This window comes from Vreelandella stevensii S18214 (assembly GCF_000275725.1).
Taxonomy (GTDB): Bacteria; Pseudomonadota; Gammaproteobacteria; order Pseudomonadales; family Halomonadaceae; genus Vreelandella; species Vreelandella stevensii.
Genome location: NZ_AJTS01000020.1, coordinates 1 through 23,761 on the forward strand (window position 1 = coordinate 1; position 23,761 = coordinate 23,761).

The window sequence follows — 23,761 nt, forward strand, 5'->3', positions numbered from 1 at the left end:
CGTTGGAAAAGTGCGTGCCCGATGAAGGAATCGTAACGCTGGACAGCGATACCATGATGAACCCGGAGAGCCTGAAAGCGGCCAGAGTGGCGGCCGGAGCGGTGATCCGTGGTGTCGATCAGGTTTACAAACGGCAGGCAGACAACGTGTTTTGTGCGGTACGCCCCCCTGGGCACCATGCGGAAGCTGCCGACGCCATGGGTTTCTGTTTCTACAACAACGTGGCGGTGGGCGCTGCCCATGCCCGCGCAAAATATGGCGCTCGGCGTATCGCCATACTCGATTTCGATGTCCATCAGTGCAACGGCACCATCGATATTTTCAAGAATGACCCCGATGTGCTGGTCTGTACCAGCTTCCAGTACCCCTTCTATCCATGGCGCTACCTGCGCAGCGAGTGGCAGAACGTGGTCAACACCCCGCTGGAGGCCGGTACCGACAGCGCGGCGTTTCGCACTGCCATCGAACGCCAGTGGCTACCAGCGCTGCATGCGTTCAAACCGGACCTGGTGATGCTATCGGCGGGGTTCGATGCTCACCGCGAGGATCCCATGGGCGACCTATGCCTGGAAGACGAGGACTTTTACTGGGTGACGCACCTGGCCATGGAGATAGCCGCCCTGTATGCCGACAACCGCGTGGTCTCCGTGCTGGAAGGCGGCTATAACCTGACCTCGCTGGCCAGCAGCAGTGAAGCGCATCTCAAGGCCTTGTTGGGGTTGCCTTTCACCGATACGCCCTAGGGCGCCACCGCGCCCCTTTCGCCTGTGGTACCATGCGGCTCTCGTTGACGTTCTCACTCATTGACGCTCTCACTACGTGACCTTTATGACCGCGACCTCCGAAGAGCATGCCGCGCTGCGCATTGCCTCAGGGCGAAAACCTTTTGTCGAGCCGCTGCGCCTGGGTGAGCGGCTGAAGCAGATCCGTCTGGCCAACCAATGGACGCTGGAAGACGTGAGCCAACGTACCGGCATTGCTCGTTCGACGCTGTCCAAGATCGAAAATGATCAGGTCTCGCCAACTTTTAGCGTGGTCCAGAAGCTGATCAGCGGTTTGAATATCGATCTGCCGCAGCTGTTTACGCCGCCCAAGCGTGAGCGCTACACCATGGGCCGTCGTGATCTTACCCGCAAAGGCAAAGGGCAGCTGCACCCCACCCCCACCTACGAACACGAGCTACTGGGGCATCAGTTGGCGCAAAAGCGCATGATCCCGTTCAAGACCATCGTGCGCGCCCGTAGCTTTGACGAATATCATCAGTGGGTGCGTCACGACGGCGAAGAGTTTTTGATGGTATTGCACGGCGATATCATGCTGTACACCGAGTTCTATGCCCCGTTGGTACTGGCAGAGGGTGACAGCATCTATTTCGATAGCGACATGGGCCACGCGCTGGTGTCGACCAGCCAGGACGATGCCGTGGTGCTCTCGGTCTGTACGCGTGGAGACCTGGTATAGCGCCTGCCATGGTCAGCAGGCGCATGCTCATAGGCAGTTGGTGGGCTTGGGCAAGCCGGCAATCCGCGCAATACGTTTCGGCGGGCTGCCAGGAAAGAGCGTCATCAGATAGATCGAGCGCCCTTTTTCTGCTCCCAGCGCCTGCGTGGTGGCCTTGACCAACGGGCGCATGGCAGGTGCCATCTCGTAACGGGCATAGAAGTCTCGTACCACATGGATGATTTCCCAGTGTTCCGCCGTCAACGACATGCCTTCGTCGTTCGCCAACCACTCTGCTACTTCTTCTGACCACTGGCTTTGTTCTACCAAAAAGCCTTCAGGGTCGAGTTGGATTGTTTTAGCCGAATCAAGATAACGGTATAAATCTTCATTGCTCATATCAATACCACGTCAAGATCTGCGGGTGCTGTTCGGTCAAGCTGACAAACATTGGCATATCCGCCAACGGCTTGTCAGATGCATATCCACTCAATCCACGGGCTACCACATCGTCATGCAGCGCCAGCACCTCCACGCTTTCCATGCGCCAGCCCTGCCAGGCATCGTGCAGCACGGCCTGAACGGCGTCTTCGATGAGCAGCACCGTGTCACCCGGGGAAACGACTGCCAGCATCTGGTGTGCGGCGCTGTGCTCAGGTGGTTTGTTGACTATATGCAGCATCGTATGTCGCCCATTAAAAGGTGAGTACCTGTTCATGACGTGCCAACAGCGCAGGCAGCTCCGCTGCTGGCAAGCACTTGACCCCTTCCAGCAGCTTATCGGGGGTCAGGCTCAGCTCGTCCAGCGCTTCTTGGGTCACCCACAGGTCGTTGATGTCGTACATTTCCAGCATGTTCATCGTCGGCAGCGTCGCTTTCTGGCCTGGCGCGCCAGCCCCCTGCTCCTTGAGCAGCGCAAACACCCCCTGCCCCATGAACAGCAGACCCACCTCTTCACCAAATGCCGCCGCCACCAGGGCCACATCCAGCCCTTCACGCAAGGCGTTGGACGCATGGGGCCCATGACGAATGATCACCAGACGTTGAGAAGTGCTCATCAATGGCTCCTAGGCAAAGGTGATCAGGCGATCACACTGCTGCTGTAACGTTAAAAGCTGGCCAAGCCCGGTCAGCGAGAACGGAGCCTCCAGGTTGGCCACGCTCTTGCCATGGCGTTTCGCCTCGGACTCATCGAGCAAACCCCGACGCAAGGCCGCTGCCACGCATACATCGAGCATCACGCCGTGGGTCTGGTGAAGGTCTATCCACGCCTCGCGCAGGTTAAGCTCATCCTGAGGCGGCGTCATCAACGACGACGCATTGTGAACCCCATCGCGGTAGAAGAACACACCGGCAACCCGATGCCCACACGCAATGACCTGATGGGCAAAGCGCAGCGCTGAATGAGGAGCGGCACTTGAATACGGAGCGCCCATCACTAACAGGCCATACTGCATGGCTCACCTCTCGTTTTAGCGAAGCCAAAAAAACAGACCCTACTGGGTAGGGTCTGTTGGTACTTACATGATGCTCTCATTCAGTGAGCATCCCTGCTACATCAATCGTTGCTCATGATGCCCAGAATGGACAGCAAGCTGATGAACAGGTTGTAGATCGAGACGTAGAGAGTGACGGTCGCCAGAATGTAGTTGGTTTCGCCCGCCCGGTGAACGATCTCACTGGTTTGGTAAAGGATTGCCGCCGAAGCGAACAGCACAAAGCCCGCGGACACCATCAAGGAAAGCGCCGGAATGTTGAAGATCAGCCCCGCTACCATGGCCAGCACCAGCACGATCGCGCCAGCCAGCAGGAAGTTGCCCAGGAAGCTGAAGTCTTTCTTGGTCGTCAACGCAACGGCCGACAGACCAATAAACGTCAGCCCCGTCATGGCCAGCGCGTTCATGATCAGCGCGCCACCGTTGGGCAGTGTCAGGTAGGCCGAGATGATGGGGCCCAGCGTAAAGCCCATGAAACCGGTGAACGCGAAGGTTGCCAACAGGCCTGCGGCTGAATTGGCAGTCTTGTACACCAGGAACATCAGGCCGTAGGCGCCGATGAAGAACACGAAAATGTTCAGCTGCTGAATGCCCATGGCCACAGACACCCCTGCCATGACGGCAGAGAACAGTAGCGTCATCGCCAGCAGCGCGTAGGTGTTTCGCAGAACCTTGTTGGCACTGGCACCACTGACCGTGGTGGTCTGTGCTCTTGCCAGGTTGGAATCGTTAAAAGACATTATCAGTGCTCCCTATATGGTCATACTCACAACGGACAAGAATGCCGTCCTCAGGTTCCATACGCAAGTTTTTGTCTTTAAACGCAACGAGTGTCTTGCGTTGTCGCCTCGAGTGGCGATTCAACTATGCTGATATTTCCCAACATACATTGGACACGACAATGCGCCACAAGATCCCTGTCATCATCTCTTCCGTAGGTTGTTTCGCCTTGGCGGCCACACGCTATGAGGTCGATGGTGTGGCCTTCAGCGTATTCGGCAGCGACCGCTATCACGAACGCGCCGACCAGCAGTCCTGGGCCACGTTTCAACAGTGGCTGGCAGAGATGCTTTGATCAGCACCCAAAAAAACGACGGCAGCTTTGAAAGCTGCCGTCGTTTTTTATCCAGCCACGGTCAACGAACAACGCTGCCCCTTACACGGACGATTCGCTATCGCCCTCTTCATCCCGATGCGGTGTCACCACGGTAGAAGCAGACTGGCGGGCATCCTGAGCGTTGTAGAGACGCGCATCGATCACGTTCAGTACCGCCAACTGGGCAAACAGTACAGCGAAGCAGATAATCAGACCTTTCAACATGGCGGTATTCCTTAGGAGGCTAACAGCCTGTTAGCATAATTTGGATGTTAGCCAAATGCTGAAAGAATGCAACGGCGCCGAAAAAATAAAGTGCCCCAGGCGCGTCAGAACTCTTCGGTATCGATATCCGCCTGCTGTGCATCGCTGTAACGGCTGCCTGCTACCGTCTCTGGGCGCATCATCTGACGGAGGCTGGCCAATACATCCGCATCGAGGCGAAGGTTCTCTGCCGCCAGGTTCTCACGCATGTGCTGGGTAGAACAGCTGCCCGGTATCGGTACGACGTTCTCCCCCTGTGCACAGACCCAGGCCAGCGCCAACTGGGCAGGCGTCCACCCTTGGCGTGCGGCCAGCGCCTTGACATCAGCCAGAGCTTGTACGTTCTGCACCAGGTTATCGCCCGTGAAGCGTGGCATGTTGGCCCGCATGTCGCCCTGAGGGAATGTCGTATGCGTGTCCATCGTGCCCGTCAGGAAGCCTCTGCCCAGGGGGCTGAAGGCTACCAATGCTACCCCAAGCGCTTCATAGGCCTGCTTGAGAGCAATTTCGGGGTTGCGGGTCCACAGCGAATACTCGGACTGAACGGCCGCAATGGGGTACTCGGCATGAGCCCTGCGTAACGTCGCTGCTGAAATCTCCGATAGCCCCACCGCGCCCAGCTTGCCCTCCTCTACCAGGCGCCCCAGCGCGCCCACGCTCTCTTCGATGGGCACCTGACGGTCAAGGCGATGCAAATAGTAGATATCGAGATGATCGGTTTTCAGACGCGCCAAGCTCTCTTCACACTGTCTGCGCAAGGTAGCGGGACGACCGTCGATCACCCGCTGGCCGCGCTCCATGTCCATGGCCATTCCGCCTTTACTGGCCAGCAGCAGCGCGTGACGTTTGTTGGCCAGGGCGCTCCCCAGCAGCCGCTCGTTGGCCGTGCCGCCATACAGCGTGGCGGTATCGAAATGGCGATACCCCATCTCAAAGGCTTCTTCCAGGGCACGGATGGCCTCAGCGTCCGATACGCGCTGGCCATACCCATGGGACAGGTTCATGCAGCCCAGGCCAATGCGGGGTGACCCGACCTCGTTCAACCGCTTCAGAAATGCAGACATGAATAACCTCGACTTGCCTATTCAGGTGATCAGGACACGGCGGCGTGTACGGCTATTTGTGCAGCGAGCCAGTGTGGCACGCGGTGTTCGAGATAATAGCGTGGCCGCCATGGCGTGCCTTCGATAAATCCCACATGGCCCCCCTGTGCATGCAGCTCCAGCGTGACGCAAGACGCCCACTCACCGCTCGGCGGCACGCTATGAGGATAAACGAAAGGGTCATCCGACGAATGAATCACCAGCGTGGGTCTTGCGATGCTGCCAATGAAGTAAGCACTGCTACAACGGCGATAATACTCGGCCGCACTGGCAAACCCATGCAAAGGTGCCGTCACGCGACCATCGAAGTCCCAGAAGGTGCGCATCCCCTCCAGACTTTGCAAAGCGCTCAAACGTGCCAACTCTTCCTCGCGGCCTTGGGCTTCGAACGCGTGACGCTTGTTCTCCACGTAGCGGCGCAGGTCACGCAGAAAGCGCGCCTGATACACCCTGGACGCCCCTTGGCTGATACGGTCGGCACAGTGGTCGAGCCGAAAGGGAACCGACACCGCCACGGCGGCCTGTAAAGGGCACTGCTCGCCGGTTTCTCCCAGGTACTTCAGCAACACATTGCCACCCAAGGAGTAACCGACGGCGGCCAGCGGTTTCTGCGGCGCCCTGGCCACCAGTTGGGCTACGATATCGCCCAGATCCTCGCTGGCCCCGGAGTGATACCCTCGGGCTCGGTGATTCGGCTCACCTGAGCAGCCACGCCAGTTCACCGCAACGCTTTGCCAGCCCATGGCCGCCAAGGCCTGCTGCTGGCCAACGATATAGTGGGAAGAAGCGCTGCCCGTCAGACCATGCAGCAACACAGCACAAGGCACCTGCGGCCCTTCAGGCCCATACCAATCCAGATCGATGAAATCCCCATCCAGCAGGGTCAGGCGTTCACGGTGGCGCGACAGGGCCGCACGGCGACGTAACAGCGGGCTATACACAGTTTGAAGATGGCCATTGACCAGCCAGCGGGACGGCTGAAACACAGGCAGGGCTCCTGTTACACGCTCAAGTAGCCGATAAGCTTAACAAACTTTCGGCAACCGCTGCCGATATGCGCTAGGGTTAACGTACCCATCATGACCAAGGAGAGGATTATGGAACGTTTTGCCGTCTACCGTGCAGTCAAGGAAGGTGCCGAAATCGACGACCAGCCCGAGTGGTGGGTGGTCGACACGAGGGATGAAAACGAACGCGATGGCGAGCTGGTTCGCCACCGAGGCGCCACCAAGCCCGAAGCCGACGATGTGGCCAATACTCTCAACGAGCAAACACACGACGAGCAGCCATAAGGCTACTCATCCACGTCGACCTTGCGCAGGTCTTCCACGGCCACGCCTTCCGGCAAATCGTCGGGCTGAGCAGCCAGCCACACGGGCGACAGGTCGCTATCCTCTCGTCCATCATCATGACGATGCCCCGGTATTCGATAAACCACCCGCTCTCGGCGATGGTCCCAGGCAAACACTTTATCCATGGTGCGCTCCTGCGCAAGTGATACCTCGATCAAAACCCGCCTTGGCGGGTGTTGATGCGTCATGTCAGGCGCTTTCTCAAGGCCTTTCCCACAGCATGTCACCGGTGGGGCCATCCAGGCGCAGAACCTCGATACTCAGCTGCGCATCGTCGCTGATCGACGGATTCCCCCATGCTCCGGTGCTATCCGGGGCCAGGCTCCACTCCAGCGTTTCACCGGGCTCGATGCCCCCGGAAATGGTATAGAAGAAGGTTTCATCCACCCAGGGCGTCGACCGCCCCGGGCTTTGCAGTACGCCTCGAAAATGGGCCTGTGCCACCGGTTCGCCCGTATTGTTGGTAACTCGAAGTTCGATCACCGGCGTGCTGCCAGAACCCCCTTCATCGCTTAACCGATACTCGGCACTTTCCACCACGAACCGGCTCAGCATTTCTTGAGCAATGGGCTCTTCCAGCTCATGGCCTTCCTTGTCTTTCTCGGGCAAGTCCCCTGCCAGGGCCAGCACTTGCGGCCCACTCAACCCGTGCAAACTGCGCCGGGCCTCGGTCGCGAGGGCTTCCAGCTCGTCATCACGCAGTTCACTGAGCTGAACGATGGTCAGCCCCTGCTGGGAACGGCGCATCAGCAACGTATTCACGGCCTCGTCGAAGCGTTCAGCCTCGCTGTCATCCAGTGAAGCACGAATTTCATCGAGGGATCGGTCAAAGTATCGGGGGTTGGAAGCGTCGATGGTCGGGTCTGCAAAAGCAACGCCCACCATGGCCATCGTCATCGCTACCGCTAATATCCGTTTCATAGAGTCACCATCCTGTTGGTCGATTTAACAACATAAGCTATCTGGTGGCGCTTTGGAAATAGCCTTCGAGGGCGGAGAGCGCTCCACCACCGTAATGATCTCGGCGATGAGTCAGGATTGGGAGGATAGCTTCGTTGGGTGGTTTTGGGCTTGGTCTTGTTAGAACCATTGGCCTATAATCGTACGGAGAACCCGTACATCAAGAGGTGGCTATGGATACTATCAGTGTCAACAAATTCAGAGATAATCTGAAAAGCGTCGTAGAGCAAGTGGTGAGCAGGCATGAGCCTCTCAAGGTAACGCGACGAGCCGGAGAAGCCTTTATTGTGATGAGCGCCGACGACTGGGAACAGGAACAGGAAACGCTTCACGTTCTCCAAAGCAAACATCTCATGCAGCAGATTGCCGACTCTCTTGAGACCCACACTCGTGGCAAAGGCTATCAACCGACTGTCGAGCAGATGAATGAGATCACTGGTCTTTGAGGGCAACACCTGGGAAGCGTATGAGGCCATGCGCGAAAAGGACAAACGATTACACAAGGCCTTGTGCAAACTACTCAAGGAGATGCTGCGATCTGAGGATCCGTCTTCCGGCTTTGGCAAGCCTGAACCACTGAAACACAACCTCGCTGGGCTATGGTCTAAGCGCATATCGCAAAAGGATCGTTTGATCTATCGGTTCGACGAACGGTCCATTTATATTTTTGCTATTGGTGGTCACTACGATCAGTTTTGATGCTGGACACAGTGAAAGACCGGTGCATTGTATTGAGGGCTTACCAGGGAGGAGGCGCAGGGCTTAAAACGAAAAAAGCCCCTGACGAATCAGGAGCTTTTTCAAATAAGTGGCGGAGGGACAGGGATTCGAACCCTGGATAGGCTATTAACCTATGCCGGTTTTCAAGACCGGTGCATTCAACCGCTCTGCCATCCCTCCGGCTTATGGGTGCGTATAATAACAGCTTTCCCTTGGAAGTCAACGCCTTTTGAATCAATTAGTAGAGTCTTAAGCCTACCCGGGTAATGTCGCCGCCTTCCATCTCGCTGACCACCCAGTGAATGCCGTGCCAGTCCACGTCGTCCCCCACCACCGGGTGGCCGCCTACCCGCAGGGAGACGAACTCGGCCAGGGTCATCTTCTGCTCGCCGGGGCTCAGGGTCAGGCCGTAGGCCTGGGCAATGTCTTGCATCTGAGCGGTACCGTCCAGGGTAAAGGTACCGAAGAACGCCCGCTCCTGCTTGAGCTTGGCATCGCCATTGAACAAGCGGTTCAGTGCCACCAGGTCTTCACTGCGACCAATCACGCAGATCACATCCCCCAGCTTCAGTCGGGTGCTGCCCTTGGGGTGGAGCATGACGTGGTTGCGGAACAGCGACGAGATCAATGCGCCCGAGGGAAACCGCAGTAGCCGGATAGGAACATCATCCAAGTCCTGGTTTTCCACCGTGTAGACGAACATTTCAAAATCGTTTTCCGGCAGGATGCCCAACGGGCCGCGCCGATTGGGCGTGGTGCCCACGGGCATCTGCACTTTCAACCAGCGGGCCACCAGGTTGAGCGAACCGCCTTGAATCAGTAGCGACATCAGCACCACGGCGAAGGCCACGTTGAAGTAGAGCGAGGCATTTTCGACGCCGCCAATAACCGGGAAAATGGCCAGCACGATGGGCACGGCACCCCGCAAGCCTACCCAGGCAATAAAGAAGGTCTCGCGCCAGCGGAACTTGAAGAACGGCTTGATGGTGATCAGTACCGCCAGCGGCCGCGCGACAAAGATCAGTGCCAATGCCACTAAACTGGCCGGCAGCGCGACTTCCCAGAGCTGGCTGGGTGTCACCAACAGGCCCAGCACCAGGAACAGGCCGATCTGGCTTAACCAGGCCAGCCCGTCATGCACCGGTAGAATGAAGTTGAGGTGCCTGCCTGGCTGATTGCCGATCATCAACCCGGCTAGGTAAATGGCCAGGAAGCCGCTGCCGCCCAGCACGCTGGTAAGGCCAAAGACACTGAACCCCAGGGCAAGCGCTAGCATGGAGTAGAGGCCTGGCGCCAGGTCCAGCCAGCGCAACAACTTGGCGCTACCCCAGCCGCCTGCCACGCCCACCAGCAGGCCGATGCCGAACTGAGAAACGAAGAACATCAACGTCTCGCTAATGCCGCCAATATCCCCCACCAGCATCTCGACCAGCATCAGCGTCAGGAAAATCGCCATCGGGTCGTTGGTGCCTGATTCGATCTCCAGCGTTGCCCCAACCCGCTCGTTCAGGTTCACCCCACGGCCACTGAGCATCGAGAACACGGCCGCCGCGTCGGTGGAGCCGACGATGGCCCCCACTAGCAGCCCCTGAATCAAGGTGAGGTCGAAGACCCACATGGCGATAACGCCCACGATGGCGCTGGTGATGAACACACCAAGCGTTGCCAGCGAAAGGGCTGGACGAAACCCCACGCGAAACGTCTTGAGTCGTGTACGTAACCCACCATCCAGCAGAATCATGGCCAGCGCCAGATGGCCGATGGTAAAGGCCATGGAGTAGTCATCGAACTCGAGACCCAATAAGCCCTCCTCTCCGGCCAGCATGCCCAGCCCCAGGAAGATCAGCAGCAGCGGCACGCCCATCATGGAGGACAAGCGGCTCGCCAGAATGCTGAGCGCCATGAGGGAACCGCCTACCAGAAAGAAGGTATAAATTGCGTCCATGAGTCTCCGTCTCTACATCAATGCCGTTCTATTATTGCATGCCCAAGCGGATTTTACTGGGCGAGTTGGCCAGATGGCCCCAGGGCTAGCCAGAGACTTCCCCAGACAGCTAAACTCCGCCGTCGTACCCTCTGGAGTTCAGGTTATGTTGAACGCATTATTGCGTGCCCGTTCCATCGTCACCCTGGTGCTAACGGTTTTTTTATTATTTTCAATTTCAGCCACTTACGCAAATGATACAGAAACACCCGACACTCGCCCCGCCCCCTTGCAGCTTGAAAGTGATCTGGTGCTGCCTGAAGGGCTGTGGCCAAGCACTCCACCCCCCGAGGTAGAAGCGGCGCCCATCGGAAGCAACGAGCCTGACACAGCTGCCCCGGAACAAGCGTCCAGTGAAGACGATGCGCCTAGCATGGCACTGGTGCCTCCCCCGCCTCTGGACCCACCGCCCATGAAGCACCTGAGCCTGATGCTCGATTGGTACTTGAGCCCCCAGCATGCCCCCCTGATCGTTGCCAAGGAGCGCGGGCTGTTTGCGCTGCAAGGGCTGGAGGTGGAACTACAGACGCCCGCCGACCCGGCTATCGCCATCAAGCTGCTGGCGGCCGGCGAGGTAGACCTGGCGCTCTCACGCCAGCCGCTGCTGCACCTGAATGTGCATGATGGCGCGCCCATCGTACGGATTGCCACGCTGGTCGAAACCCCGTTGAATGCCGTGATCGTGGCAGGCACCGCCACCTCGCCCGACCCACTTCAGGGATTGGGCAGAGTTCACTATGGCTTCTCGACCCGCGAAGGACGCGACCTGCTGGCGGAACCGCTGGTGCCCCTGTCGCTGCGGCAAATCGATGAGTTCTTGCCCGCCGAAAACGTCCACTTCGATGCGGCCGGCGCCCTACGCGAAGGGCGCGTCGACGCCATTGCCGACGGCTTTTATCTGACCCTGCCGGAAGAGCTGGCCTCAGACGGTATCGTCACCCACACGGTGCGTTATCAAGCGCTCGACATTCCCCGCCATGATGGCCTGATCCTGCTGGCCAACAGCGATTCTGTCGCGCGGCGGGCAGCCACCTGGTCGCGTCTGGTGACCGCACTGGAAGAGGCCAGCAACTGGATCGTCGACCACCCCGACGAGGCCTGGCAACTAGTGATCAACACTCAGCCAGTGCTCGACAACCCGGTCAACCAGGGCGCTTGGGCAAATATCGTGCGCCGCCTGGCGCTGAGCCCGGCCGCCCTGGATGAGCGTCGTTACAGCGCCTTCGAACGTTACCTGCTGGTCTCCGGCACGATAGAGGCCACGCTGCCTGCCTCGCGGCTGGCCATTAATCCGCATACCCTGGCCGAGCCATAAGCACGCCCAGGCGGGAGCCGCATGAACGATACGCCACTGATTTTCATCGACATAGAAACCACCGGCACACGCGCTACCCGTGACCGCATCACGGAAATTGCCGCCTTGAAAATGGTGGGCGGTCACGTCGTGGAGCGCTGGGTAAGCCTGATTCAGCCCACAACGGGAGTACCTGCCCATATCAGCCGACTGACAGGGATCGACGATGCAATGCTCAAGGATGCGCCCACCTTTGCTTGCATTGCCGAGGAGCTCAACGGATGGCTGGGGCGTGACACGCTGGTGGCGCACAACGCCCGCTTCGATGCAGGCTTCCTGCGCAACGAGTTCAAACGCGCCGGGATTGCTTACCGCCCCAGGGTAATCTGCACTCTACGCCTTGCCCGGCGACTGGCACCGCAGATGCCTAGGCACAATCTGACGGCATTGCTGGCCCATTACGACGTTCCCAGAACCAACGCCCACCGAGCCGAAGAGGATGCGCAAGCCCTGTGGGGCCTTTGGCAAACCTGGCAACAGCGGTTCGATACGCCCACCTGGCAGGCGGCGCTGGCTGACGAACAGCGTCACCGCAGCCTGCCCGCACACCTTCCCAGCGAGCAGCTGGCGGGGCTGCCGGAAGCACCGGGTGTCTACCTGTTTTATGGGCACAACCGCCTGCCACTCTATGTGGGAAAGAGCGTCAACCTGCGCTTGCGGGTGCTCGGCCACTTCCAGCGTGATCATCAGGATGACAAGGAGATGCGCCTGGCCCAGCAGATCCAGCACGTGGAATGGCAGGAAACGGCCGGTGACCTGAGCGCCCAACTGCGTGAAGCGCAGCTGGTCAAGCAGTTGATGCCCATCATGAACCGCCAGCTACGCCGCCAAGGCAAGCTACACACCTGGTACTGGCCAGACGATGCGGCGCAGCCCACGTTGGCCAATGGCAAGCTGCTAGGGCAACCGCAGCCGGGCAAGCTGTTTGGCCTGTTCCGCAGCGCCAGGGAAGCCAAGGAGGCACTGCGCCATTTGGCCGAAGCGCATCAGCTCTGCCCGCAGGTATTGGGGCTGGAAAAGGGCAAGGGCCGCTGTTTTGCCCACCAGTTGGGGCGATGCCGGGGGGCGTGTTGCGGCGAGGAAACACGCGTGGCGCACACGCTGCGTGCCCAGCAGGCGCTGGCGGGCCTGCAGATCAGCGCCTGGCCGTGGTCTGGCCGTATCATTCTGCGCGAACAGAGCCGCCCAACGGGTCCGGCGGCCTATCACTTGGTCGATCACTGGTGCTATCTGGGCAGCGCCCCATCGCGGCAGGCGGCGCTGGCGTTGAACACACCTGCCGGGCAGTTCGACATGGATACCTACCGCATTCTCAACCGCTTCATCCGCGATGCCGACCAACACGGGCTGTCGATAGAGCCGCTGGGTTGAGTGGCTGGATTGGTGGCTGGATGGAGTGGGCTAGCGTCAGGAGTGCGCCGCAATAAAAGCGTCGATCCCCTGTTGAAACGCTTCTGGCTGGTCAGCATGCAGCCAATGCCCAGCATTCTTCAGCGTCACCAGGCGGGCCCGTGGCAGCACTTCACGTAGCCTGGGCAGCATTTCATCCGTCACGTAGTGAGAGTTGGCCCCACGCAGCACCAGCGCTGGCCCCTCATAGGCAGCCTCTCCTTCCGGCTCACCGATGATGTGCTCATAGCCACGCTGAATCTCGTCCAGCCCCACGCGAATGCTCATCCCCCCCTGCTCGTCTCGTACCAGGTTAGTGGCCAGGAACAGTCGCGTGGGCCGCTCGCTGACATGCTCCGCCAATAGCGCATCGGCTTCTCGGCGGTTGGCAGGCTTGGCGTCTCTGACGCGATTCAGCGCCGCGAACACATCGTCATGACCATGCTGGTAGGCCACCGGGGCGATATCGGCCACCATCAGCGACAGGCAGCGCTCGGGGGCTTGCCGAGCTAGCGTCATGGCCACTTTTCCGCCCATGGAGTGGCCAAGAACATGCGCGTCCTCGATGGAGAGCTTGTCCATCACGGCCAGCACGTCATCACTCATGGCGGTGTAGCGCATGCCTTCGGCATGGGGCGAGCGGCCATGATTGCGCAGATCCACCGCCACCACCCGGCGCTTGCGCTGCCACACCTTGAGATGCGAGCGCCAGTTGTCGGCACTTCCCAACAATCCATGAATGACGATCAGCGGCGCTTGCTCAGGTACTTCCACCTCGGCGGGCAGATCGATCACGTGCAGGTCGACAGTGGCCTGTTCGGTCATGGGGGCTCCTTGATGATTAAGCGGTGCGTGGTTCGGCGTCTGTCTGGCCGGTCCATACCACCAGCCTGCGCGTCAGCCACGCCAGCAATAAGCCGTACAGCGGCAGGAAGAACAGCAGGCTGATCGCCAGTTTGATGACGTAATCCACCGTGGCAATTTCCACCCAGTGGGCGGCCATGAACGGGTCGGGACTGTTGTAAAAGGCGGTCGCAAAAAAGGCAAAGGTATCCGCCAGGTTACCCAGGATGGTGGAGCAGACCGGCGCTACCCACCAGGCCCATTGGCGCAGTCGGTCAAAGACCTGCACATCCAGCAGTTGGCCCAGCACGTAGGCCAGGAAGCTGGCCAGGGCAATCCGCGCCACGAACAGGTTCCACTCGCCCAACGCCTCCAGGCCCGCGAAACTGCCACGGGGAAACACCACTGACACTACATAGGATACCAGCAGCGCGGGAAACATGACCCGTAATACGATGGTGCGTGCCGGTCCTTTACCAAACAGGCGGACGGTCAGGTCGGTGGCCAGAAAGATGAACGGAAAGCTGAAGGCTCCCCAGGTGGTGTGAAAGCCGAACAGCGTAAAGGGAAGCTGCACCAGATAGTTGCTGGCGGCAATGATGGCAATATGGAAAAGGACCATTACCGTCAGGCAACGGCGATGCTGAAGATCGGTGAGCGCAAACATGGAGCGAGACCTTTTTTTGGTGGCAAGAGGGGTTAGGGAACCCTCGTGAACAGCGTAATGACGCTACTGGGGCGCGCATTATACGCCTTCTCGCTGGTAATGAAAGCCGCCCAGGCTATCCGGGCGGCCAACCTGGTTTCAGTCCTGCTGCGGCTTCGCTTGCTCAGCGGCACCGATCTGACGCTGGCACATGGCTTCATGCACGTCATCGAGACTGGTGGGGTCATCGATGGTCGATGGAATACCGTAGGACTTGCCATCGGCGATATTGCGCAGCAGCTTGCGCAATATTTTGCCCGAACGGGTTTTCGGTAGCCGATTGACCACCAGCACCTGCTTGAAGCAGGCAATCGGGCCGATATGTTCACGCACCCGTTCGATGAGTTCGGCTTCCAGCGTCGCTTCGTCGCCCTGGAAGCCATCCTTGGGAATGACCAGCCCTATCGGGAGCTGCCCTTTCAACTCGTCATGAATGCCAATCACCGCGCATTCGGCCACTGCGGGGTGTGCCCCCACCACTTCCTCCATTTCACCGGTAGAGAGGCGATGCCCCGCCACATTGATCACGTCATCGGTGCGTCCCATGATGAACAGGTAGCCCTCCTCATCGAAATAGCCGCCATCCCCGGTCAGGTAAAAACCCGGGAAAGCCGCCATGTAAGCGCTGTGGAAACGCTGCGGATCACGCCATACGCCGATCAGACAGCCTGGCGGCAGCGGCTGCTTGATCACCACGCTGCCCTGCTGCATGGCCTCAGCCTGTTCGCCGTCGCGATCCAGAATGCGTACGTCGAAACCGGGCACGGGATACGTGGCCGAACCGGCCTTGGTGGGCACGGCTTCGATGCCGGGCAAGTTGGCGGCAATCGGCCAGCCGGTTTCGGTTTGCCACCAGTGATCGATCACCGGTACGTCCAGCAGGTCATCCAGCCAATGAAACGTGGGAGGATCGAGCCGCTCCCCCGCCACATATAGATGTTTCAGGCTGCTGATATCATATTGCGAGAGTAGCCTGGCGTCCGGATCCTCTTTCTTGATGGCTCGGAATGCCGTGGGCGCTGTAAAGAAGCTCTTGACGCGGTACTCCTCGATCAGCCGCCAGAACGCCCCGGCATCCGGCGTGCGCACGGGCTTACCTTCGTATACCACCGTGGTGCAGCCACGTAGCAGCGGCGCGTAAACGATATAGGAGTGCCCGACGACCCACCCCACATCCGAAGCCGTGAACATCACGTCGCCCGGCGCCAGGTCGTAAATGGCCTCCATGGAGTAGTGCAGCGCCACGGCGTAGCCACCCGTATCGCGCACCACGCCCTTGGGCTTGCCCGTGGTACCGGAGGTGTAGAGGATATACAGCGGATCGGTCGCCTTGACGGGCACACAGTCGACGGCCTGGGCACTGGCTTCGAGCGTCGCCCAATCGTGATCCTCCGGCTGCAGCTCGGCCCGGTGGGCATCACGCTGGAACACCACGCACGCCTGGGGTTTGAAGCTACTCAGCTCGATGGCGCGCTCCACGATGGGCTTGTAAGGCAGCACCTTGTCGACCTCCACTCCGCAAGAAGCCGCAATGACTACCCTTGGCTCGGCATCTTCGATGCGTACCGCCAGCTCGTGGGGGGCAAAGCCGCCAAAGACCACGGAGTGCACCGCGCCCAGGCGGGCACAGGCGTACATGGCAATCAGCGCCTCCGGCACCATGGGCATGTAAATGATCACCCGGTCACCCTTGGTGACGCCCAGTTGCGCCAGGCCTCCGGCCACCTTGGCGACCCGGTCGCGTAGCTGGCGGTAAGTGAGCGTCTGTTTGCCGCGGGTAACCGGCGAGTCCCAGAAAATGGCCGCCTGTTCGCCGCGGCCCTGCTCTACGTGTACATCGATGGCAGCGTGGCAGATATTGAGCACGCCATCACCAAACCAGCGGGCATGCCGCTGTTCGTCATAGCTGAGGATAGTACTGGGGGGCGTATACCAGGGCAGTTTGCGAGCCTGTGCGGCCCAGAACGCTTCTGGCTGTTCAACCGACTGCTGGTAGATGGAGTGGTAACGGTTCATGGCGGCCTTGTCATTGTTGTGAACTTGATTGTTGACACTCTACAAAGCAAAGCGCGCTTTCACCCTCATACTATGGGCTTAAATTCGACCAAAGCGAATATGGAAAAGAAAGATTGTCGACAAAAAATCGACGCTTACCATTGATAGAACGTTAATCGCGCATTTGGACAAAAAGCGCTAAATTAATGATCATTCAACAACCCAATCCTCGCGACGCGACGATGGCTACATAATCAATAACAACGCTGTCACCACAGTGTAGGCAAGGAGAGTTTCATGTCTGCTTCTACTAGCGCCGCTGCACGCCTTCTGGAACACAATGGGCTCGCCATCGAGGCTGGCACCCAGCTGCTCAAGGCTCTGGCCAATGAAAAACGGCTGCAAATTCTTTGCTTGCTGGCAGAGACGGAGCTCTCTGTCACGCAGATCAATCAACAGCTGTCGCTGAGCCAGTCTGCGCTTTCCCAGCACCTGGCCATTTTGCGCCGAGACAAGCTGGTCGATACGCGCCGTGAATCGCAAACCATCTATTACTCGCTCAACAGTGACAGCGCCAGGGCGATCATCAGTACCCTGGCACAGCACTATGCGGCCTGACGCTGTCAGGTCAACGACGCAACCAACCGGCTGACTCGACCACCCCCAGCGCTTTCACCAGCGCATTCTCGATGCCCGCCGACACCGCAAGGCCAAACCGGCGCCCCATGGTCTTCGGCGGTTCCAGCTTCACCCGGTATACCTGCGCATCGGCCATGCGCTCGACCAGGTAGGCTTCGCTGGTGCCCACGCTGTCTATCAGCTTGTGTTCCAGCGCTTCGCTGCCGTACCAGACCTCTCCCGTCGCCAGCTGCTCGATATCCATGTCGGGTCGGTGACTAGCCACAAAAGACTTGAACAAACGATGGGTATTCTCGAGGTCGTCGATGAACTTCTCGCGCCCTTCCTCGGTGTTTTCTCCCAGTATGGTCAAGGTGCGCTTGTACTTGCCAGCGGTGAGCAGCTCCACGTCGATATCGTTGCGTTTAAGTAAACGGTGGATGTTGGGCACCTGAGCCACGACCCCAATGGAGCCAATGACCGCAAATGGGGCCGCTTTGATGTGGTGAGCGGTACACGCCATCATATAGCCACCGCTGGCCGCGACTTTATCGATACACACCGTGGTGGTCAGCCCCGCTTCCCGCAGCCGGTCCAACTGAGCCGACGCCAGCCCATAGGCGTGCACCAATCCGCCCGCCGACTCCAGACGCACCACCACTTCGTCACTGGCGCTGGCCACATCGATCACCGCCGACACTTCCTGGGCAAAGGTTTCAGCCTGGGAGGCCTTGATATCGCCATGGAAATCCAGCACCCATAGTTTTTGAACAGAATCAGAAGGACTCTTACCCTGCTTGGCCGCCTTTTGCCGCGCTTTCTCTTCCTGGCGGAAGGCCTTGATCAGCTTCTTGCGGGCGCCCTGCTCGGTCGTGTTGACCCGCAGCCGCCGGCCACGGGCTCTACGCTGGTCGTTCAGGGATTCTACCTGTAGCTTCAATCCCGATGACGGGGACTCCTTGCTTCGCATCACCAGCATCAGCAACGCTGCCGCTGCTGCCAGCACCAGCGTGGTTTGCAGCAGGAAGGTGCCCATTTCCACCAACCATTCCGCCATGACTCATCTCCTCAGGTATTTTTAAACGCTGGAAAGTATTAGTGTACGGGCTTTATCCGCAGATTGTGAGGAAGTGTCAACGAGGCTTGATTAAAACAACTGTTTGAAATACTCTCGTGAGATAACGTCAATCCGCATCAACTCGTTACGTGAGCATACCTTATGTCATCCAATACGCTTGAAAAACTGCAGTCCCGCTTCGACCCCGAAGCAGCCAAAGGCATGAACGAAGTTTTCCAGTTTCATTTTTCCGATGCTGGCAGCCACTATCTCTCGGTTCAGGACGGTAGCCTGGGAGTGCATGAAGGCGAACACGACGACCCTTCAGTGAGCTTGAGCCTGAGCACCGATACCCTCAAGGGCATCATGAGTGGCGACATCAACGGCATGACCGCGTTCATGACCGGCAAGCTCAAGGCGACCGGCAACGTCATGCTGGCCACCAAGCTGACCAGCCTGTTTCCGGCCAGGTAAGCCCTCAGCGCCAGCGGGCCAGGTGCGTTTCGATCAGGTCCCGTGAAATAGAGTAAGGCGGCGGCAGCGCAGGCAGCTGCCGCGGCGAAAACCAGGCAGCATCGCTGATTTCGACCCCGTCGATCATGATCCGTTGAGTGGTCGCTTGCGCAAAATAGCCCAGCATCAGCGAATGCGGGAAAGGCCATGCCTGGCTGTGGTGATAGCGCAGTTGATCCACATGCACCCCCACCTCTTCGAACACTTCCCGGTGCACCGCCTCCTCTGCTGATTCACCCGGCTCGATGAACCCTGCCAGGGTAGAGTAGCGCCCGGGCGGAAAGCGCGGGCTGCGGGCCAGCAGCATGGCTTCCCCCCGGGTCACCAGCGTGATGATACAGGGTGAAATTCGCGGGTAGTTGCGATGCCCGCACGCATAGCAGTGCATGGCGAATTCGGCTTCCAGCCTGGAGGCTCGCTCACCGCAGCGGCTGCAAAAACGGTGGTTTTCCAGCCAGGCACCGACCTGCAAGGCCGTGGCCAGCAGGCTAAACCATGAGGCTGGCAGTTCTGATAGCCACTGGCGCCCCTCTATCCAGCCATCCCCCGGCGCACTTTCGACCTGCAAGGCCACGGGCTCATCATGCCAGTAGCACAGGGGCTGCATGTGCTCGTCCCAGGGCTGATGGGGCTGAAGCGGAGACAGCTCACCCACCAGCGGTGCCGGTGCTATATGGCTGCGCGCGACGCGAATCACTCGGCCTTCACGCGCATGGTGCGGAATTTCACGTCTAAGCATCGGCCGTACCACTCTCACCGCTTGCCGACAGCCAGCGCAGCTGATGCGCCTCGCACTTTGCCTGATGGGCAGCCTGCTCTTCTGCACTGGGGCGGATCACCCGGAGCTGGCCTGGCGCCAGCGTCAGCCGCTGCACCGACAGCCCTTCGTTGGCCTGGCGCTCTTTACGCTGGTCATTGCCACTTTCGGCATCCAGGGTCAACGCCGTTTGCCCACCGGTCATCGCCAGGTAGACATCGGCCAGAATTTCCGCATCCAGCAAGGCCCCATGAAGCACCCGGTGGCCATTATCGATGTCATACCGCTTGCAGAGCGCATCCAGATTGTTGCGTTGGCCCGGGTGCATTTCGCGGGCCATGACCAGCGTATCGAGGATACGGCAGTGCTCCCTGACCGGCCCCAATACCGGCGACTTGCGCCGCTTGTTGAGCATGTTCAGCTCGTGGTCGATGAAGCCCACGTCGAACGGTGCGTTATGAATGACCAGCTCGGCCCCTTCGATGAAGGCCCAAAAATCGTCGGCAATCTGAGCAAATACCGGCTCGTTGGCTACTTTGGCATCATCGATGCCGTGGACGGCCACCACCTCGGCATCGATATGACGCTCGGGGTTGATGTATTGGTGGTAGGTGCGCCCGGTGAACCGCCGATTGACCATCTCGACGGCGCCGATTTCTACCAGACGGTGGCCATCCTTGGGGTCGATACCTGTCGTTTCAGTATCCAGAATTACCTGGCGCATGGGGTCTTGCTCCTCTGATGCTCATCGATGGCTTCGTTGGCCAGGGCGTCGGCGCGCTCGTTACCGGGGTGGCCACTATGCCCTTTGACCCAGTGCCACTCGACACGATGGCGCTGGGTCTCTTCGTGCAGTGATTTCCAAAGCTCGGCATTCTTCACTGGCTGTTTGGAAGCGGTTTTCCAGCCGCGTTTCATCCAGTTGTGAATCCACTGGGTAATGCCCTGGCGGACGTACTGTGAATCGGTCCACAACGCCACTTCACAGGGCTTGTTGAGCGTGCGCAGCGCCATGATGGCCGCCATCAACTCCATGCGATTGTTGGTGGTATTCGCCTCGAAGCCTTTCAAGGTCTTCTCATGGGTACCGCTGACCAACAGCACTCCCCATCCGCCGGGGCCAGGATTGCCACGACACGCCCCATCGGTATACACCGTGACACGGGGCAGCTCACTGGCTGCTTGGTTACTCACGCTCACTATCCTTTTCTATACGTCGTTTTCCAGCGGGTAGCCGGGCGGCTGTGCTAGTGCGTGTGACGCCAAGAGACGACGAAACCGGCGTACGCAAACCAAACTTGACGCGCTGGATGGGGGCATGACGCTGCCGACGCTGCGCCTGAATCATGTAACTCTCACCCAGCGGCATGTTGTGGCGTCGGCCCAGCCGCTCCCAGCGTTCGCGGCAAGTGGTGCTCATGGGGCCACGAAAACAGCAGTAGTCTACGCGCTCCACCTCGAAATCGACAAACGCGAGCCAGTCCCGCAGGCGGTTCACCGTGCGCCACTGGCCTTGCCACGGATATTCGGCCTTGCGCCACCGGCGACTGATCCCGTTGAGGCCTACCGGGTTGAAGCCAAACAGCACCAGTACACCGTTGTCTGCGGTCACACGGGCGGCTTCCTGCAGCGTATGGTGCGCATCCGGCAAATATTCGAGCCAGTGATGAATCGCCATGACGTCCAGACAGCGGTCCGGGAGCGCCAGCTGTTCCGGGGGGCAAATCAGGGTGGACTCACCCTCTGCGCTCTCTCTGTTCGGCGCCCAGACCACCTGATGGGCAATACTGGACATGGTCATCAATGGCGGGGCCATCCCCATCTCCAGGCTGTGCCCACCTTTTCGACCTTCTACCACCGGCCCCAGGCAGGCGCGCTGGGCTTCCCACAGCGAACGCCCGGCATCCGTTTGCCAATAGGCGCGGGCCTGAGCCAGAGAGCGGGCAAGTCGTGTGACATCCGGCGAATTTGACATGAACGACTCTTGCCTCCACAGTATTGGGCTTTTGAAGGGCGCGCTGCCACATGATGCGGCGCACGGCAATTTTCGAGCAGGTCTGACAAACTCCGAGGGATCTCGCCCATGATGAGCGTGACACCGATACCCGCCTTAAGCGACAACTATATTTGGCTGATAAGACAAGATAACAGTCAAGGCGTTTGCGTGGTGGACCCCGGTGAAGCGCCCCCCGTGATCGATTTCCTCGAGCGAGAATCCCTGACCCTCGATTCGATTTTGATCACGCATCATCATCATGACCATACCGGCGGGCTGGCGACACTGAAAGAGCGCTACGCCCCCTTGGTGATTGGTCCCCATAACCCGGACATTCAAGGTATCGACCAGCGTGTCGGCGAGGGCGATCAGGTAAGAGTATTGGGTCGCGCCTTCGAAGTGATGGAGACCCCCGGCCATACGCTGGATCATATCAGCTACTTTACACCGGGTATTCCCGCCCTTCTGTTCTGTGGCGACACGCTGTTTCATGCTGGCTGCGGCCGTCTTTTCGAAGGCACGCCGGAGCAAATGCTGAACTCACTGCGTCGTCTTGCGGAACTCCCCCAGGAAACACTGGTCTTTGCAGCGCATGAATATACTCAGGCAAATCTGAGCTTTGCACGTGCTGCGGATCCTGACAACGATGCTGTAACACGCGCACAACAGGAGTGCGAGAAGGCCAGGGCGCTAGGCAGGCCCACCTTACCCAGCACGATAGGACGCGAGCTGACGATCAACCCTTACCTGCGTGTCGGCACCGAAAGCGTGCGCTTGGCCGCTGGCATGCAAGGGGCAAATGACGACGAACTCGCTACGTTCACCACTCTGCGCGAGTGGAAGAACCGTTTTTAAGAACGCTATCGAACAGAAACGAATACACTATGACTTATCGAACGCTTCGCCAGCGCTTGTTATTGAGCGCCGGCAGTACGGTTATTATGGGCCTTTTTTTGGCCGCCGCCGCGAATACTCAAGCCTCTGCCACGGACCCTCAGTGGGGCTCCCACGCCAGCAGCGACGACGCCTCCTCTGCGCTGGATAATGCCGAAGATGCCTTGACGGCCCGACCCTCTGCGTTTCAGCACCACTTCTGGGAAGCCCTCGAACTGCAGCCCCAGGACGCCTGGAGCATCCTGCGCTCGAGTTTTCAGTGGCAGGAGAAGCACCTGCCTGCCGATGCCCAGGCCCGGGTAGACGAGTGGATTCAATTCTACAGCGCCAGCCCCCAGAATATCGCCTCGATCACCGAGCGTGCCACGCCCTGGCTTGCCTGGATTGCCCAGCAGGTATCCGAACGAGGCCTGCCCGGTGAAATTGCCCTGATCCCCTTCGTCGAAAGCTCCTTCGACCCCAGCGCCCGCAGCCATATGGGCGCCGCCGGGTTATGGCAGTTCATGCCCGGCACCGGTGATGCACTGGGCCTGGTACGCAACGGCCAGTACGATGGTCGCCTGGACGTGGTGACGTCCACCGACGCCGCGCTCAATTACCTGGAAATGCAGGCCGACGAGTGGTACGAAGGCGACCTGATGCTCTCTCTGGCGGCTTACAACGCAGGCGCAGGCACGGTCAATCGCGCACGCCAGCAGGCCCAGAACCAGGGCCTGGCAGGCCACTACTGGGATCTGGCGCTGCCCAACGAAACCATGCAGTACGTTCCCAAACTGAAGGCCATTGCCACTATCATCGACAACCCCGAACGCTATGGTGTCAGCTTGCCTGACATTCACGCGGAACCGGCCTTTGCCAAGGTACAGCTGGAACAGCCCGTCAGCCTGGCACAGGCCTCTCGCATGCTGGATGTCAGCCAGTCGGCGCTAGCCGAGCTGAACCCGGGCCTGTTGAACGGCAGCATCGACCCCAACAGCGCACAAACGCTGCTGGTACCCGAGGAAGTGGACACCCAGGTGCTGGCACAGCTATCACAATCCAGCGGCAGCTACGTGGCAGCAGACTCCCCTTCGGTACACCGCGTTGAACGGGGCGACAATCTTTCCACAATTGCCGCACGCTATAAGCTTGATCAGCAAGATTTAATCAGGTGGAATGGGCTGGATCGCCCGGAAGCCCTACAGCCCGGTCAGCTGCTCTCATTATCGGGTGGCTAGGGCGGCC

At 59.3% G+C, this 23,761-nt stretch carries 30 protein-coding genes, 1 tRNA gene and 1 pseudogene; 12 read left to right on the forward strand and 20 right to left on the reverse strand.

Going from position 1 to position 23,761, the window contains the following annotated elements; all coding sequences use genetic code 11:
• Both HSS18214_RS0103185 and HSS18214_RS0103190 read left to right on the forward strand, forming a co-directional pair.
• On the forward strand, nt 1-743 hold a 743-nt coding region (locus HSS18214_RS0103185; RefSeq protein ID WP_016913859.1), incomplete at its 5' end, for a histone deacetylase family protein.
• Nucleotides 744-828: 85 nt separating this feature from the next.
• On the forward strand, nt 829-1,461 hold the full coding sequence (locus tag HSS18214_RS0103190) for a helix-turn-helix domain-containing protein (protein WP_016913860.1): 633 nt from the start codon (nt 829-831) through the stop codon (nt 1,459-1,461).
• Between the two features lie 27 nt (nt 1,462-1,488).
• On the opposite strand, the gene HSS18214_RS0103195 is transcribed toward HSS18214_RS0103190, so the two are convergent.
• The 5 genes from HSS18214_RS0103195 to HSS18214_RS0103215 form a co-directional block, all read right to left on the reverse strand.
• Nucleotides 1,489-1,839, reverse strand: a complete 351-nt coding sequence (locus HSS18214_RS0103195; RefSeq protein ID WP_016913861.1) for a TusE/DsrC/DsvC family sulfur relay protein — start codon at nt 1,837-1,839, stop codon at nt 1,489-1,491.
• Between the two features lies 1 nt (nt 1,840).
• Nucleotides 1,841-2,122, reverse strand: coding sequence for a sulfurtransferase complex subunit TusB (gene tusB, locus HSS18214_RS0103200; protein WP_016913862.1), 282 nt, complete (start codon nt 2,120-2,122; stop codon nt 1,841-1,843).
• A gap of 13 nt (nt 2,123-2,135) precedes the next feature.
• Nucleotides 2,136-2,498, reverse strand: coding sequence for a sulfurtransferase complex subunit TusC (gene tusC, locus HSS18214_RS0103205; protein ID WP_016913863.1), 363 nt, complete (start codon nt 2,496-2,498; stop codon nt 2,136-2,138).
• A 9-nt stretch (nt 2,499-2,507) separates the two neighbouring features.
• The gene (tusD, locus tag HSS18214_RS0103210) at nt 2,508-2,897 is read right to left on the reverse strand and encodes a sulfurtransferase complex subunit TusD (RefSeq protein WP_016913864.1); all 390 of its coding nucleotides are present in this window, start codon (nt 2,895-2,897) and stop codon (nt 2,508-2,510) included.
• Nucleotides 2,898-2,998: 101 nt separating this feature from the next.
• Complete coding sequence (locus HSS18214_RS0103215; RefSeq protein WP_016913865.1) at nt 2,999-3,676, reverse strand: Bax inhibitor-1/YccA family protein; 678 nt, start codon at nt 3,674-3,676, stop codon at nt 2,999-3,001.
• Between the two features lie 161 nt (nt 3,677-3,837).
• Between HSS18214_RS0103215 and HSS18214_RS19450 the strand changes: the two genes are divergently transcribed.
• The gene (locus tag HSS18214_RS19450) at nt 3,838-4,011 is read left to right on the forward strand and encodes a hypothetical protein (protein WP_016913866.1); all 174 of its coding nucleotides are present in this window, start codon (nt 3,838-3,840) and stop codon (nt 4,009-4,011) included.
• An 81-nt stretch (nt 4,012-4,092) separates the two neighbouring features.
• Here HSS18214_RS19450 and HSS18214_RS19230 read toward each other — a convergent pair whose 3' ends face one another.
• The 3 genes from HSS18214_RS19230 to HSS18214_RS0103235 form a co-directional block, all read right to left on the reverse strand.
• The gene (locus tag HSS18214_RS19230; protein WP_016913867.1) at nt 4,093-4,257 is read right to left on the reverse strand and encodes a hypothetical protein; all 165 of its coding nucleotides are present in this window, start codon (nt 4,255-4,257) and stop codon (nt 4,093-4,095) included.
• A gap of 104 nt (nt 4,258-4,361) precedes the next feature.
• Nucleotides 4,362-5,360 (reverse strand): aldo/keto reductase, encoded by a 999-nt coding sequence (locus HSS18214_RS0103230; RefSeq protein WP_016913868.1) that lies wholly within the window; start codon nt 5,358-5,360, stop codon nt 4,362-4,364.
• Nucleotides 5,361-5,389: 29 nt separating this feature from the next.
• Entirely contained in the window at nt 5,390-6,385 is a 996-nt protein-coding gene (locus tag HSS18214_RS0103235; protein ID WP_016913869.1) for a hydrolase, read from the reverse strand.
• 111 nt (nt 6,386-6,496) lie between these two features.
• On the opposite strand from HSS18214_RS0103235, the gene HSS18214_RS0103240 reads away from it, so the two are divergent.
• Nucleotides 6,497-6,691 (forward strand): hypothetical protein, encoded by a 195-nt coding sequence (locus HSS18214_RS0103240; RefSeq protein WP_016913870.1) that lies wholly within the window; start codon nt 6,497-6,499, stop codon nt 6,689-6,691.
• Between the two features lie 2 nt (nt 6,692-6,693).
• On the opposite strand, the gene HSS18214_RS0103245 is transcribed toward HSS18214_RS0103240, so the two are convergent.
• A complete protein-coding gene (locus HSS18214_RS0103245) occupies nt 6,694-6,876 on the reverse strand; it encodes a hypothetical protein (RefSeq protein ID WP_016913871.1) in 183 nt (60 codons plus the stop codon).
• A gap of 76 nt (nt 6,877-6,952) precedes the next feature.
• Nucleotides 6,953-7,672, reverse strand: a complete 720-nt coding sequence (locus HSS18214_RS18465; protein WP_156808467.1) for a DUF6694 family lipoprotein — start codon at nt 7,670-7,672, stop codon at nt 6,953-6,955.
• A gap of 212 nt (nt 7,673-7,884) precedes the next feature.
• On the opposite strand from HSS18214_RS18465, the gene HSS18214_RS0103255 reads away from it, so the two are divergent.
• Both HSS18214_RS0103255 and HSS18214_RS0103260 read left to right on the forward strand, forming a co-directional pair.
• Nucleotides 7,885-8,157, forward strand: coding sequence for a type II toxin-antitoxin system Phd/YefM family antitoxin (locus HSS18214_RS0103255; RefSeq protein WP_016913873.1), 273 nt, complete (start codon nt 7,885-7,887; stop codon nt 8,155-8,157).
• Nucleotides 8,138-8,410, forward strand: coding sequence for a Txe/YoeB family addiction module toxin (locus HSS18214_RS0103260; protein WP_016913874.1), 273 nt, complete (start codon nt 8,138-8,140; stop codon nt 8,408-8,410). Before HSS18214_RS0103255 ends, HSS18214_RS0103260 begins: the two co-directional genes overlap by 20 nt.
• A 110-nt stretch (nt 8,411-8,520) precedes the next feature.
• Here the strand turns inward: HSS18214_RS0103260 and HSS18214_RS0103265 are convergent.
• Both HSS18214_RS0103265 and HSS18214_RS0103270 read right to left on the reverse strand, forming a co-directional pair.
• Nucleotides 8,521-8,611: transfer RNA gene (locus HSS18214_RS0103265), tRNA-Ser, on the reverse strand.
• Nucleotides 8,612-8,669: 58 nt separating this feature from the next.
• On the reverse strand, nt 8,670-10,376 hold the full coding sequence (locus HSS18214_RS0103270; RefSeq protein ID WP_016913875.1) for a potassium/proton antiporter: 1,707 nt from the start codon (nt 10,374-10,376) through the stop codon (nt 8,670-8,672).
• 145 nt (nt 10,377-10,521) lie between these two features.
• Here HSS18214_RS0103270 and HSS18214_RS0103275 point away from each other — a divergent pair, with 145 nt between their 5' ends.
• Both HSS18214_RS0103275 and HSS18214_RS0103280 read left to right on the forward strand, forming a co-directional pair.
• Entirely contained in the window at nt 10,522-11,730 is a 1,209-nt protein-coding gene (locus HSS18214_RS0103275; protein ID WP_016913876.1) for an ABC transporter substrate-binding protein, read from the forward strand.
• Between the two features lie 21 nt (nt 11,731-11,751).
• Entirely contained in the window at nt 11,752-13,140 is a 1,389-nt protein-coding gene (locus HSS18214_RS0103280; RefSeq protein WP_016913877.1) for an exonuclease domain-containing protein, read from the forward strand.
• Nucleotides 13,141-13,176: 36 nt separating this feature from the next.
• On the opposite strand, the gene HSS18214_RS0103285 is transcribed toward HSS18214_RS0103280, so the two are convergent.
• From HSS18214_RS0103285 to HSS18214_RS0103295, 3 genes and pseudogenes are all read right to left on the reverse strand, one after another.
• On the reverse strand, nt 13,177-13,983 hold the full coding sequence (locus HSS18214_RS0103285) for an alpha/beta fold hydrolase (protein WP_016913878.1): 807 nt from the start codon (nt 13,981-13,983) through the stop codon (nt 13,177-13,179).
• A 16-nt stretch (nt 13,984-13,999) separates the two neighbouring features.
• Complete coding sequence (locus HSS18214_RS0103290; RefSeq protein WP_016913879.1) at nt 14,000-14,668, reverse strand: 7-cyano-7-deazaguanine/7-aminomethyl-7-deazaguanine transporter; 669 nt, start codon at nt 14,666-14,668, stop codon at nt 14,000-14,002.
• A gap of 138 nt (nt 14,669-14,806) precedes the next feature.
• Nucleotides 14,807-16,744 (reverse strand): annotated as a pseudogene (locus HSS18214_RS0103295) (propionyl-CoA synthetase); the annotation flags it as partial.
• A gap of 255 nt (nt 16,745-16,999) precedes the next feature.
• Between HSS18214_RS0103295 and HSS18214_RS0103300 the strand changes: the two are divergent.
• Entirely contained in the window at nt 17,000-17,320 is a 321-nt protein-coding gene (locus HSS18214_RS0103300; protein ID WP_016913881.1) for an ArsR/SmtB family transcription factor, read from the forward strand.
• 10 nt (nt 17,321-17,330) lie between these two features.
• Here HSS18214_RS0103300 and sohB read toward each other — a convergent pair whose 3' ends face one another.
• On the reverse strand, nt 17,331-18,377 hold the full coding sequence (gene sohB / locus HSS18214_RS0103305; protein WP_016913882.1) for a protease SohB: 1,047 nt from the start codon (nt 18,375-18,377) through the stop codon (nt 17,331-17,333).
• Nucleotides 18,378-18,539: 162 nt separating this feature from the next.
• Here sohB and HSS18214_RS0103310 point away from each other — a divergent pair, with 162 nt between their 5' ends.
• Nucleotides 18,540-18,851 (forward strand): SCP2 sterol-binding domain-containing protein, encoded by a 312-nt coding sequence (locus HSS18214_RS0103310; RefSeq protein ID WP_016913883.1) that lies wholly within the window; start codon nt 18,540-18,542, stop codon nt 18,849-18,851.
• A 4-nt stretch (nt 18,852-18,855) separates the two neighbouring features.
• On the opposite strand, the gene nudC is transcribed toward HSS18214_RS0103310, so the two are convergent.
• The 4 genes from nudC to HSS18214_RS0103330 are packed head-to-tail and all read right to left on the reverse strand — an operon-like array spanning nt 18,856 to nt 21,622.
• Nucleotides 18,856-19,629: an NAD(+) diphosphatase gene (nudC, locus tag HSS18214_RS0103315; RefSeq protein ID WP_016913884.1), complete on the reverse strand. Its 774-nt coding sequence runs from the start codon at nt 19,627-19,629 to the stop codon at nt 18,856-18,858.
• Nucleotides 19,622-20,371 carry a DNA polymerase III subunit epsilon gene (gene dnaQ, locus HSS18214_RS0103320; protein ID WP_016913885.1) on the reverse strand — a complete coding sequence of 250 codons (750 nt, stop codon included), beginning with the start codon at nt 20,369-20,371 and terminating at the stop codon, nt 19,622-19,624. Before dnaQ ends, nudC begins: the two co-directional genes overlap by 8 nt.
• The gene (gene rnhA / locus HSS18214_RS0103325) at nt 20,359-20,841 is read right to left on the reverse strand and encodes a ribonuclease HI (protein ID WP_016913886.1); all 483 of its coding nucleotides are present in this window, start codon (nt 20,839-20,841) and stop codon (nt 20,359-20,361) included. The genes dnaQ and rnhA overlap by 13 nt, the downstream gene beginning before the upstream one ends.
• Complete coding sequence (locus tag HSS18214_RS0103330) at nt 20,834-21,622, reverse strand: class I SAM-dependent methyltransferase (RefSeq protein ID WP_016913887.1); 789 nt, start codon at nt 21,620-21,622, stop codon at nt 20,834-20,836. The genes rnhA and HSS18214_RS0103330 overlap by 8 nt, the downstream gene beginning before the upstream one ends.
• Nucleotides 21,623-21,730: 108 nt before the next feature.
• On the opposite strand from HSS18214_RS0103330, the gene gloB reads away from it, so the two are divergent.
• Nucleotides 21,731-22,498: a hydroxyacylglutathione hydrolase gene (gloB, locus tag HSS18214_RS0103335; protein ID WP_026001689.1), complete on the forward strand. Its 768-nt coding sequence runs from the start codon at nt 21,731-21,733 to the stop codon at nt 22,496-22,498.
• A 29-nt stretch (nt 22,499-22,527) separates the two neighbouring features.
• Nucleotides 22,528-23,754 (forward strand): transglycosylase SLT domain-containing protein, encoded by a 1,227-nt coding sequence (locus HSS18214_RS0103340; RefSeq protein ID WP_016913889.1) that lies wholly within the window; start codon nt 22,528-22,530, stop codon nt 23,752-23,754.
• Nucleotides 23,755-23,761 lie beyond the last annotated feature (7 nt).